An 11,988-nucleotide genomic window follows, 5' to 3' on the forward strand; every position below is an offset into this window, starting at 1 on the left:
GGAGAAAGTACACGATGAAAGATCAGCGTAGCGGATCACAGATTCTCTATGGTTTCCTTCCTCAGCAGACTGCCGATCTCAAGGGTGGCATTTGGCGCACGACTGAGTGGAAGGACCCGCGTCCCGTCGACGTTGACGATTCGATCATTCGCCACCGCCTGGCTTTCGAACTTGAGGGTTGGGTCCAACACGGCATGGATCCCAGCGCGGTGAACTTCGTGCGGTCCGGTGGAAACATCGAGGTTGTGGCAGTTAACCCTGAACGGGGGGTGCGCGTTGAACGCTTTCCACAGGTGTGGGTGTGTCGTGTTTGCAGACGGGTCCAGACTGGTGCACCCAATATTTGCATGTGTGGCACTAACCGCTGGCAGCAGTTGCACTTCGTTGGCTTCCACGAGTGCGGATATCTCGAACAGCCAGTCATCCCTCTTTGCCGCGACCATCGCCAGGTGTGTATGCCTCCCCAGTCAAGCATGGATGCCTCGCGCATCGTCTTCGAGTGTCCGATATGCCACCGGGAGATTCGCAAGGGATTCGGTTACCGTAAGTGTCCCTGCGGGCGCCGTTACTCCGATGCCAGAGGCGCAGAAAATTTGCGTTACAACGTCCACCGCTCAGCCAGCGTCTACACTCCGCAAACCTTCACCCAGATCAATCCTGCCAGCCGCGCGGCAATGCGTCGTGTCACCGAGTCCGGCGGACCGCGCCGCGCACTGCTTTGGGCTTTGAGCGGTTTCGAGGACGCTGAGCCGGGAGGCGGCCGCCAGACACTGACCTCGCTAGTCGATCAATTGGTAACCTCCGGCCTGTCTCGCACTGTGGCCGAACAGATGGCTGTGGTGGCTAGCGAAGCGGGGGAACTCGGCGTAGAAGAAGACCTCGGCGCGCTCGCAAATTCCCACACTGTCCAAATCCAGGCCGCCGAACGCGAGGCCGTCGACGTCGCTTTGGCCGCCACAGACAAGGACTCTCGCCGGCGCGTCGTCGACCTGGTCACACCCGCAACGCCGAGCGATGCCCTCACCCGTTACCAGGTCGATTACCCTGCTGCACTCCGTCGTGCCGGCCTGGCCGGAGTCGATCTCTTCACTAACTTTCCCGTCCTTAAAGCAGTTTATGGCTTCACCCGAGGTGGCGGCGAACCCGGATCGTCACGGCTAAGTCTGTTTTCCGGAAAAAGTGGCGGACGGCGCGTATACGCAGACCTGCGCGCTACTGAGGCGCTCTTCTTCCGTCTCGACCCCATGCTGGTCCACGCTGCACTTTGTCGACGCGGTCACGCACTGCCGCCGGTTTCTGACGCCCGCATGGCCCGCACCGTCCTTGCTGCCGAAGCCGTACCGCCCTCACGCTTCAGTGACCCGGGTGATGCGAACGGTGCGAGGGATTTGATGGGACGTGATCTACTTACTCTCATTCACTCCTATGCACATCGGGCAATCCGCCAACTTGCCGTCTTCGCTGGAGTCGACCGCGAAGGCCTCGGTGAATATCTTGTTCCTCGCCATAATGGATTTTTCGTTTTTGCTGCAAGCCGCGGCGACTTCGTCCTTGGTGGTCTGCAAGCAGTTTTCGAAAACGATCTTCACCTACTGCTATCTAGCATCGCAGGTGCTGAATCGCGATGCCCGATGGACCCTGCATGTGAACGCAACGGTGGGGCCTGCTCCGCCTGCCTTCATTTGGGTGAACCAGCTTGCGATTACTTCAATCGTTTTTTGGATCGGAGTGCTCTGTTTGGTCCTAGCGGGTTTCTTGCGGCGGCAAGGAAGGCCTCGCGGTAATTACGATACGGCAGGGGAGGGTTCACTCTTGTTGCTTTCGGTTCGGCCGCTACTGCACACCTGTGCTTCGCTGGTGCGTATGGCAGCGGCTGAGCACTGGAAACGTTGCAGCCAGTCGTAGAGCTGTGCACGCGCGTGAGGTGCCACGCTAGGAAGGCCAGCGGTATAGCGACTACTTACCACTTTTTTCGTGAGTGGCATTCCGTGCTCGATGGCGAGTAGTGCCGAGGCGACCTCGTCGACGCGCTTACGGCGTGTGCGAAAAAAGGCTGGTGTCGCGATAAATCGATTAACGCCCACTGAACGAATGCGCGCTTCTATTGATTGATCGACTGAAGTGGTTGCATCGATCATTTGCCAGGCCTCCTTCGCCACTGCGTCGATGTGAGGTGCCACGGGCGCGCTATGAAAGAGCGCGGTTGCGAGAAGTTGAGCAGCGCGTTGGAAAGGTTGTCCTTCATAGTCGGTGAGTCTGGCAACCTCACGCGGAAGCCAAACAAGGTTTGGAACGAAGCTATAGAGCAGTGGTATACGACTGGCAAGGACAGACTGGCCGACGTCTCGCCATACATGTGCCGCGATAAACCCATTACCCATCTTCGCGCTGGCAAGAGGGTGCCGTGCAGGCGCAGTGATGGTTAGAGAGCGGGCTGTCCCCTTGACGAACGAATTATCGTCCAGGCAGTACCCGAGCGGATCAGGGCTGGACCACCGTTCTTCCCGGGTACCACCAGCGCTACGGCAGGATAGATCGCGTACCGACCATGGCAGCATTACCGGCCATGCAGCGTACGCGTCCAGTGGTAGCCAAACCCCTGTCTGGAGAATCACATCAATTGGGTCTTGCTCGGCTAGGCGTGAAACATCAGGGACGAAATGCGTCAAAACACTGTCGCCTGTTACCCGTCTGGCAGTCATCTCACCATCCCGTAGCTGAAGTTGCGCCGAAAGGCTACTTGGACCGACGTTCATGGGATAGACCCAGAGCTGACAGCACAGCACAGCACGTGTAAGCATCGACGGCAGACGGGCGTTGAACCGCTACGGGGAAGTGTTGAGGTTGGAGGCCACAAGCGGTCCGCGGATCTCGATCCGACGTGACGGCCTGTGGTGCTCGCATGGTCGAACCAGGCGGGCGGGACGATCCGATGTCGCGGCGCGGCGGACGCTGAATGGGCCTCGCGCTTGCAGCCCGGTTATCGCTGTGCAGAACAACGGGACTTCAGTTACGGGGGATCGGCACTTCGCTCCTCCGCAAGCGCGGCTTGCCGCTGTTCGTTCGCGTGGTCAAGGTAGTCCGATACGTTCGAACTAGCGAGTGTCACTTCCTCATTAGGCTCCGGCAAGGGAGCTCCGCGACGGTGAGCAGCTAGCAACGTGATGCCGAAATGGCACACTTCGCTCATGAACCACGGAGTAGGTGCCGTTCTGGTGGAGTACTCCCAATTGTCGAGGATCGTGACCAGCTTCAGCATTTTCCGACGGAGATCGTTGTCTGAGATACCGGCAATAGGTAGGCGTGCCGCATCGACGTTCCGGGCAACACTTCTGGCCCACTCAGCGCGCTCTGCACTCGATCGGGGCGGCACTTCCTGGAACAAGTCCTGGATGCTGAGCAACGTGTGGGCAGCGGCATCCATGGCCGCATCGTTGCGTTGCCGCTCGATCTCCTGCCTTTGGGCTTGTGCCTGCTTGCGCTGCTGCCAGACGGCACCGCCAAAGGTCGTTGCGGCACCAACTGCGACACCAACCAGCCCGAAAACCCCGGAAGTTACGTCGCTCATTGGTTCATTATGCCGTGACCAGTTACTGATGAGCCCGCTAACCAAGGCCTCCTTCACGTCAGTCCCGTGATCGATGGAGGACAAGGGCGGCCGCCGTCCTGTGGTGAGGAGCGGCCGCCCCGCAACGCCAACGCACTGTGGTGAACAACCGCAACCCGTCTGCTGACCTTCGCAGCTGGTGAGGGACACGCCGGCCCGAGGTCGAGGGACCTTCGCCTATGCCGGGCCCGGCGGGCACTTTGGAGGCAGGACCGCGTGCATCTCACCGCCCTGACTGGCTGTCGGCGGCCCGCCATCCGCGGTTCGCTCGGGCTACGTGGAAGTAAATCCCTGAGCCCAGTGGTTGCGGATGAGTGCGCGTGACTGGTCGGCCGACTGCTTGCTGGGCGTAGGCATGCGATCGGGTGCCGACCATAGCCGGCCAGGATGCAGTTCGTCCCATGGGGGTCGGGCCCCGGTGGTTCTCTTCCCGCCGGGAGAGTGGTTGCCGAAGCCATCCACCAGCGTGTTCCACACGGGTCTGAACCGCCGGATCATGAGCTGTTCGGCTAGGGATACGAAGAATCCCACCGCGACCAAGTACCGCACACGGAAATCCTCCGCGTCCAAGTCGCGGGCGTGCTCCAGGGACGTGCGGTGCTCGTTGATCCGGGCCCAGAGGGGCGCCTGGTCCTCCTCGGGGAAGGTGATCAAGCCCTTGCGGCCACCCGAGTACACGGCCTTGCCGACGTAGATGGGCGTATGGCACCCATCGGCGATGGGACGGTACAGCTCGTGATCGCCGGCGTAGTAGATCGCATAGATCCCGGCCCCGAACATGGGAGGCACGTTGGTGATAGGAGCGGGCTCCATCTCCAGCATCCTCATCTCGATGCTGTGGCCTAGGTTCTCCAGCTTGAGTGGATCGTATGGCTCCGGGCGTGTAGCGACCTGTCTCCAATGACTTTGTACGCCCGGGGCTCTCCGCTGCTTTCCTATCTGACCAGCATCCTCGGACACCGATCCTCACCCCTCCCCTTAGCGCGCGCCATGATCGGCTGCCTGGTGTGGCGGACACTCTAGCGAGTGGGTTTGCCGAGGTGAGGGGACCTTCTCACCCATCGGGTGCCATGATCCAAAACTCCGCGGTATGCTTCCGCTATGTCTGATCAGGGGAAAAGAAGCGCCATGGGACGGACGGCCGTGGAGTTGTTCGCGGGCGGCGGCGGGCTCGCTATGGCTGTGCACAATGCCGGCTTTTCTCCCCTGCTGGTGAACGAGTTCGCCAAGCGCGCGCTGCAGACCCTAGAGGAGAACGGAGCGGTCCCGCGTGATGCCGAAGACACGTCCATGCCGAAGCCGGGTAGTGGCCGCGCTGGTCGCCGTGCTGAGGGGTGGCCCCTTGTACCGGGGGACGTTCGCGGCATCCCCTCGTTCGATTTCCTAAAGGACGCCGAGGTAGACGTCCTCGCGGGCGGACCTCCCTGCCAGCCGTTCAGCCTTGGCGGCGTCCACAAGGGCACCGAGGACGAGCGGAACATGTTCCCCCAGATGTTCCGTGCCATCCGAGAGATGAGGCCCAAGGCCGTCATCTGCGAAAACGTGCGCGGTCTGCTTCGTCCGTCGTTCCGGCCGTACTTCGAGTACATCCTCCGGGAGATGAGCCTGCCGTTCGTGCGGCGTGCGGAGGGCGCCACCTGGGAGGACCACGATGAGGTGCTCCGGAAGATCCTCGCAGAAGGCTCCACGGAGCCAACCGAGCGGTACGACGTGACGTACGTTCCCGTGAACGCGGCGGACTATGGCGTGCCACAGATCCGACACCGCGTGATCATCGTCGCGTTCCGCGCTGACCTCGGCGTGGACTGGGAGAAGTACAAGCCGGAGCCCGGGTTCTCGGAGGCCGCGCTCCTCTACTCCATGCACGACGGCACGTACTGGAAACGCCACAACGACGTACCAGGGATCGACGCGATTCGAGAGAGGGTCATGGCGAACCTGCCGGCCGCCCCTCTCCTGCCGGATGGAATGGAGCCGTGGCGCACCCTGCGGGACGCGATTGCCGGCATCGATGAGAACGAGGGCAAGCCATTGCCCCCGGTTCCGTTGGAGGCTGTCCACGACCGGCTCGAAGTCGATGGCATTCCCGATCACGTGGGCTGGCCCAGGGCCCGCGTCTACGTCGGCCACACCCCGAACGAACTTGACCGACCCGCCAAGACGGTGAAGGCCGGCGTGCATGGGGTGCCCGGCGGTGAGTCTGTCCTGCGCTTGGATGACCCCACCTTCGACGGGAGCGGGTACCGCTACATGACCGTTCGCGAGACGGCGCGCGTTATGACGTTCCCCGATGACTGGGTACTTGCTGGTCCACGAGGCGAGAAGATGCGCCAGCTTGGGAACGCCGTTCCGGTCAAGCTCGGTGAAACCTTCGCGAAGGCAGTCCGGGCCGCTCTCGATGATGCCGAGGGACGGACGTGATCCCACCGGCCAAGAGCCAACATGGTTGGAGCGATCAGCTCCCACCTGAGCGGGCCTGGAAGCCGAGGGCGAGTATGACCAGGGCGGCTCGCTCTGCGGAGCAGGACCGGGCAGCCGGCGGCCGTCACCGACGCATCGTCGTGATCGATGACGAGAAGCGGGCGACCGGATCAATCGCGCTTCGTCTCTACCGCCGCACGCGCCGGATCCGCGCGTATCTTCGTTGGTCGCAACAGGGCTCCACGCGGGAGCGCTACGTGGGCGAGGTCAACGCCGCGACTCGTACCGCCAACCTCGCTCAAGCCTGGTCCATAGCTCGGGCCGCAGGAATGGTCATCGACGAGGTGCTGCCGACCGATTCAAAGGCCTCCTCGATAGCCGTGCGCGCCGTCATGGCGGCAAACAAGGGGCGTGACACGAAGCCGGAGCTCCTGCTGCGCTCGATCCTGTACCGCAGGGGCCTGCGGTACCGCGTGAACGCCCAGCCGTTGCCCGAGCTGCGCCGCACAGCCGACCTGCTCTTCCCGAAGGCCCACGTTGCCGTCTTCGTCGACGGCTGCTATTGGCACGGGTGCCCCGACCACTACCGTCCCGCAATGAAACGCTCCCGATTCTGGCAAGACAAGATCCAGGGCAACCAGGCCCGGGACGCTGACACGAACCAGAGACTTCGCGAGAAGGGCTGGACGGTCATCCGGATCTGGGAGCACGAGGACCCGAACGTCGCTGCCGAGAAAGTAGTAGCGGCGCTCGAGCAACGGTGAACGATGCTCGTCGCGTGTCGCGGTCACTGTGGCAGTCTGTGAGCATGCTTCGGGAACCCACGCAGCTGACCATCGGTGATGACGGACAGGTCCAGCTCCCCCTCGGCCTCCTGGCGGAATCCGGCCTGAGTCCCGGCTCCGAGATCCTTGCTTACAGCTTGGGAGACGGTCGCATCACTCTTCGCCGAGCCGAAGACGCGATCGGCGAGCTACTCTCCACGGGAGACATCACGTAGACGGGAGACGTCTGGGGATGACGGCCGTTCACGTGGGCCTCTCTTCGAAAGCACCGATTCACAGCTTCTGAGGTCGCTGTAACTCACGCTTTGTTGGGCCGACTACTCGCATCGACGGGTGCGGGGACTTTTTCGGATCGGTGAACCAATGTCTCTAGGCGGTGGCTGCCTCAGCGCGAGCCATCTGTGGAGTTACGGTCGTTGGTACCTGCGCACGGTGCATGTCCCAGTGCTTGGCCAGCCACTTGAGGTGATCAGTCGTCACCGTCACGGTCAACGGGGCGCGGTCCAGTTTCGAGTAGTCGGGGTACGCCTTGAGAGCGTCGGCCAGGTGCAGGGCCCTGGTCTGGGGGTTGACGGTGATCAACCCGAGATCGAAGAGCCGGTGCAGGTCACGGCGCAGTAGCAGACCACCGCCCTTGTGGTGACTGCCGTTCGCCGCGTAGCTGTACAGGTGCGCCGCTTCCAACGCCTGGACTGGGGCCGGCCCGGTGAACGCGCATACTTCCCCGAACACGCCCAACAGGTGCTTGCGGAAGGCGGGCTGGCCCTTTCGCACGCGAATGGTGGCAGTGACGTGACCACCGGCGATGACCTGCTGGGCGGTGTCGATGATGCGCAATGGCAGCGGCGTATCGCCGCCGGTGAGGGCGTGCTGGAAGTCGTCCCAGCGCAACTCGCGCAGGCTGTTCTGGGAAGCGCGTTGCACGCATAGCGCGCGCAGCTCGGCAGCGGTCAATGTGCCGCGGGCAGGGGTCCAACCGGCCTCGTGCCGGCTGCGGTATGTGGTGACCCGCTTGCGCTTCCAACCGGCCTGATCAGATTCGTGCTTGCACTTCTGGTTCCAGCACACGAACCGGGGCAGCTTCTTCTTTCGTTCAGCCACATCGGCCTTACCGCACTCGCGGCAGTAGGGGGTTTCTTTCTCAGCCTGCCCAACCTTGATTTCCTCGATCACCGACAGGCCCAGCAGCTCGGTGGCGTCCCACAGTGCGATCACGTCGCCGACCTTCAACTTGGCATGATTGTTCACCGTGCTGTCCCAGCTGTAATGGGTGGCGGGGTTGTCGTCGTAGCCCTCACTCACCCGCTTGCTTCCAGCCTTCGCCAGCACCAACCACGCCGCCACTGAGTCCTCCCCAAGCACATCGAACCAAGATGGTCTCACGCAGGCACGATCCCGCACGAGCGCCTGGACCAACGTAGGGGGCTGCACTGACAACTCCCTTTCGGTCCCATGGCAGAGGCTGGTCTGGGTGAACCGTATGGTGTAGCCACGATCGCCCGGTGATTTCGTCTACATGGCCGGCTGAGCCTAGGGACGCCCAACCACGCGAGGTCGCGAAGTTGACCGCCTCAGGCACAGCCGGTTGAGCCTTGGAACTCTTCAGGCGAGACTTTCCAGTCCCAGGTTGACCGTGGCTGACCGCTGCAAGTGGCACGGCAGGGGCACGAACTTCAGCCATCGACAGTCAGCCACGACGGCGGGTGCGCCGACCGATGATGCACGCGTGTGCTTCGCTGCACCCCCACCGAGCTCAGCCACGTTATTTGGGTGTCGTCGACCAGAGTAAGCGGGCACGGCAAGCCCGTGACGACGACCGGAGCTCCCAACTTTGCGAACCGGGATACCGAAAGTCAACCCGTGAAGCCACTCTATGTTGCGCTACGGACAATATTTTGTGACGTCCGCATCATCCAGCAGTAGACGGGAGGAATTCGCCTCACGGAAACCTTCGCGCGGTTAGTCGAAGCTGCAGGCGAGATAGTCACCTAAAGTTTGGAATCTGCCGCATTTTTTTCTCGCCAAAGTAGTAACACTGCGCTCCTGGGTAGTGAACTCCATGTTCGATGTACGCGATCACATGGCCGCTCAAGGCAGTGATCTGCCAATCCCGCCCCAAAAGCTTAGCGAGGAAGCGAAATGCGCTATCAGGTGTGCCCCCCACTCCATCGAAGTTGACTATTTCTTCTTCGATCGCTCTTGTGCGGGGAGAATTTCGATCATATCGAAAGGTGAAAGGGAGAACTTCCCTAAGCCACTCCAGGTACCACGATACCGATCCATCGAGGAAAGGGATGCCGGGCATCTCCCAGTACAAGTCTATGGGATAAAGTGCATCGAAGTGATCGTAACTAAGGGTTGCCTTATCTCGCCGCCTACCCCCGTCATTATTTCCGAATCCGTTGCTATTCCAGTATGGCTGCACGCTCGGGTCAAGGGATTGCAGAATTAGATATTGCGGCCCTATGGTGGACAGCTCGTCATCTATGCGTAGATGTGAGAATGAAAATTCTTGAGGCTTCAAACCTTCCCTGCCGGATAGCTTGCGATGGAGTCGACTCAATCTAGAGGGAAGGGACTTGTCGGCATTTCCGATGTAGACGAGCTCTTCATTTCGTTGTAGCGCGAAGAGTCCAGCCGCAGGAGGTAGGCTTTCTATATTGAGAGGTGTTAAAGGATGCGTTCTCTGGCATATGAGGAGATCTGCAAGTTGGCGTCCAAGGTTAGCAACGTCAAGCTTGACTACGCCCTCTTCGGAGACAACAAGCGATAGGCCGGTGACCGGTGCTGACAAGCCTTCGCGTGCTGGGGTGGACGCCTGAATCCACGCGCGGTTGGTGGTGAACGGAAGCATGTGAACCGTGTCGCTGCCGCGTTGATTCGGCTCGGGGAGCCCCTCGCGACGAAGTGTCCCGCGCAACTCGATGTACAGATCGTTAAGTGTTAGATACTCCGACTTTCCCGCGATGCCAAGCCGAATCGAGTCGACCAGAGCGCGGGTGAAGGATGTAGCCAGAGGAGCTTCTGACTTGCCGATCGGTGGCAGAGCGTAAGCTATCCCGTCGGCAGCGGTCAGAGTGTAAACTCCGCTGACGTCTGTAACGTCTGCCATTTGATTTCCGGTTTTCGACAGGCCCATGATAGCTCGCCCTGAATAGCAGCAATCCATGATGACCATTTTCGCGCGAGCGGGGCTTCCGGTTAGTGCCCGACGTACCCGCTCATATTCGAGGCCTGTGAGATCTGGGTCCTTAGATTCGGTCTCGGAGACTGCGAGACACAATTCACCTGTTTCGCTCAGAATCCCATGGCCAACAAAGTAGACCAACAGTACCCCGGTAGTCTCTTCAGCTATCCTACGGAGTCGTTGGGCTAGCTTTGTGGCTACTGGAGGGTCTTCGAATACTGTAACGCGATCCTCAGGCCAACCGCACAGCTCGGGATCGGTCAGAACCGAATACATGCCCTGGAGGCTGAATTGGGCGGCGGGTACCTTTGGCAGGGACTGATCTTCATAGTTTGAAACTCCAATGAGGATCGCCCGAGACTCTGAGTAATCAACTAGATCTTGGAGCATTTCCCTCTGCCAGGAGTTGCTGAATCAGTTCTTGTGCATTCTGAATGTTCGTTGCGCTAACTTCAATGGTTCGATCTGCGTGTGTAACTTTGATGGTTACCTTGGATCGGTTTTGTAGCCAAGTACCCAAAGATCCCGCCAGAACTGTTGCTATCCCCCCTGATCCGATCGCGACAGAGATCAACTCGAAACCCCCGCCAAGCTGTCCTTCTTGAAGGTCTTGACGCTCTTGCTTTACCAGACCTTCGAGTTGACGTTCAGTGCGCAGCCACTGAAACAGTGATAGGTGATCGTCAATCATCGTTGGTGAGCTGAGCCGGATTTCTACCCGCATGCGACATCACCTCTCGTGTGCTGCTCGGTGCTGAATGCCACCGATCATGCCATGCGATGGGCCGTGCAGCTCTGCGTTCGTTACACACGCATGATGGCGACATCCGGTCGCGGTGCATTCCTTCTCGGGCGTCAGACGCTTGGTTGCTTAGCGCGCGGCACGGACGCCGGCCGGGCTGGAGCGGGGCGGAGACAGGAGCGCAGGCCCGGCCGGGGGCCGGGCCGCGAGCGGTGAGCGTAGCGAGCCGCCTTGAACCCGTGAAGAAGGTTGTTACTCAGTTGGATGCCTGGGGCGCCTGGGGTTTGAAGTCGTACGCGCAGGCTGGAAGTTCAGCGCTCTGGCGGTGTGCGAGCGGCAGGAAGATCACTGGTCGGATCGTCCATGTGATGCGGGTCTGCTCGTGGGTGACTGACACCGTGCTGGGCTCGGAGCGCAAGAGGGCTCGTCTGGTCTCGATGCGGCCGTCGTACAGCCATTCCCATGCTGCGTCCGATGCGTCCGCGTCGAGGGCTGGGGAGATCGTGCGGAGTGCGACTGAGACCCATCGGTCTGCCTGGGGTGCTGTGTAGGCGTCGAAGGATGCCAACCGCACCGGACGCTGCTGCTCCGTGAGGTCTTCTGTCCAGCACTCGCACCAGTAGCCGCGGCGAGGACCCCTCATCAGCACGGGTGTCCTCCCTGGTGGTCCTCTGCGCGGAGCTCCGCAGTGACTGTGCGGCCTGAGTCGTCGCCCTGGACCGTGACGTTGTCGGCGAGGGCGGCCACCATGCCGAGTCCTCGGCCGTGGGTGGCGTTGAGGGGCGGATGCTGAATCTCAGGGGTGGTCCTGGACTGGCCGGAGTCGGTCACCGCGATCGTGGTGGTGAGCTCGGAAACGGTGAGCGTGACGTGGAAAGCGCCGGCGCCGTCTCCGCTGGCCGTATAGGTGAGGGCGTTGGTGCCGAGTTCCGTGACGATCAGCGCGGCGTCGTCGGAGTGGGGGTGGCCATTCAGGGCGGCGTGGATCCAGTTGCGCGCGGTGCGGAGCGCTCGGGGGTCCCCCGGGAACGTGCGTTGGTGGGTGCGCATGGCGTCCTCCATGGCGGTGACCTGCTGCTTCTGTGCCTGCCAGGCGGACTGGCTGACACGGACCATGCAGAGCCGTACAATTAGTACTAGCACCGTACCGAATGTGCGCGTATTGGAAGTGCGGGTTCGTACTTTTCGTGCGGGCGGGTGGGCGCATAGCGTTCGCTGCATGGTCTGGTGCTGACCTGATGCCGAT

11 protein-coding genes are annotated in these 11,988 nt (G+C 61.2%); 3 read left to right on the forward strand and 8 right to left on the reverse strand.

All coding sequences use genetic code 11. From position 1 onward, the window contains the following. The first annotated feature begins 14 nt into the window (after window positions 1-14). A complete protein-coding gene (locus tag ACWCPN_RS15285) occupies window positions 15-1,784 on the forward strand; it encodes a hypothetical protein (protein WP_451205816.1) in 1,770 nt (589 codons plus the stop codon). Here ACWCPN_RS15285 and ACWCPN_RS15290 read toward each other — a convergent pair whose 3' ends face one another. From ACWCPN_RS15290 to ACWCPN_RS15300, 3 genes are all read right to left on the reverse strand, one after another. Beyond that, window positions 1,785-2,138 carry a hypothetical protein gene (locus ACWCPN_RS15290; RefSeq protein WP_451205819.1) on the reverse strand — a complete coding sequence of 118 codons (354 nt, stop codon included), beginning with the start codon at window positions 2,136-2,138 and terminating at the stop codon, window positions 1,785-1,787. A gap of 872 nt (window positions 2,139-3,010) precedes the next feature. Next, window positions 3,011-3,568 (reverse strand): hypothetical protein, encoded by a 558-nt coding sequence (locus tag ACWCPN_RS15295; protein WP_451205822.1) that lies wholly within the window; start codon window positions 3,566-3,568, stop codon window positions 3,011-3,013. Between the two features lie 312 nt (window positions 3,569-3,880). After that, window positions 3,881-4,429, reverse strand: a complete 549-nt coding sequence (locus tag ACWCPN_RS15300; RefSeq protein WP_451205824.1) for an Eco29kI family restriction endonuclease — start codon at window positions 4,427-4,429, stop codon at window positions 3,881-3,883. A 279-nt stretch (window positions 4,430-4,708) separates the two neighbouring features. On the opposite strand from ACWCPN_RS15300, the gene ACWCPN_RS15305 reads away from it, so the two are divergent. Together ACWCPN_RS15305 and ACWCPN_RS15310 are read left to right on the forward strand one after the other, a co-directional pair. After that, window positions 4,709-6,028, forward strand: a complete 1,320-nt coding sequence (locus ACWCPN_RS15305; RefSeq protein ID WP_451205827.1) for a DNA cytosine methyltransferase — start codon at window positions 4,709-4,711, stop codon at window positions 6,026-6,028. A gap of 140 nt (window positions 6,029-6,168) precedes the next feature. Continuing rightward, window positions 6,169-6,792: a very short patch repair endonuclease gene (locus ACWCPN_RS15310; RefSeq protein ID WP_451205830.1), complete on the forward strand. Its 624-nt coding sequence runs from the start codon at window positions 6,169-6,171 to the stop codon at window positions 6,790-6,792. 390 nt (window positions 6,793-7,182) lie between these two features. Here the strand turns inward: ACWCPN_RS15310 and ACWCPN_RS15315 are convergent, their stop codons facing one another. The 5 genes from ACWCPN_RS15315 to ACWCPN_RS15335 all read right to left on the reverse strand — a co-directional run bounded on the left by ACWCPN_RS15315 (window position 7,183) and on the right by ACWCPN_RS15335 (window position 11,858). Beyond that, entirely contained in the window at window positions 7,183-8,157 is a 975-nt protein-coding gene (locus tag ACWCPN_RS15315; protein WP_451205833.1) for an HNH endonuclease, read from the reverse strand. 640 nt (window positions 8,158-8,797) lie between these two features. Then, complete coding sequence (locus ACWCPN_RS15320; protein ID WP_451205836.1) at window positions 8,798-10,390, reverse strand: caspase, EACC1-associated type; 1,593 nt, start codon at window positions 10,388-10,390, stop codon at window positions 8,798-8,800. Then, window positions 10,371-10,724, reverse strand: coding sequence for an effector-associated constant component EACC1 (locus ACWCPN_RS15325; protein WP_451205839.1), 354 nt, complete (start codon window positions 10,722-10,724; stop codon window positions 10,371-10,373). The genes ACWCPN_RS15320 and ACWCPN_RS15325 overlap by 20 nt, the downstream gene beginning before the upstream one ends. 274 nt (window positions 10,725-10,998) lie before the next feature. After that, a complete protein-coding gene (locus tag ACWCPN_RS15330) occupies window positions 10,999-11,385 on the reverse strand; it encodes a hypothetical protein (protein WP_451206068.1) in 387 nt (128 codons plus the stop codon). Continuing rightward, on the reverse strand, window positions 11,385-11,858 hold the full coding sequence (locus tag ACWCPN_RS15335) for an ATP-binding protein (RefSeq protein WP_451205843.1): 474 nt from the start codon (window positions 11,856-11,858) through the stop codon (window positions 11,385-11,387). Before ACWCPN_RS15335 ends, ACWCPN_RS15330 begins: the two co-directional genes overlap by 1 nt. Between the last annotated feature and the right edge of the window lie 130 nt (window positions 11,859-11,988).

This window comes from Streptomyces sp. NPDC002386 (assembly GCF_053593175.1).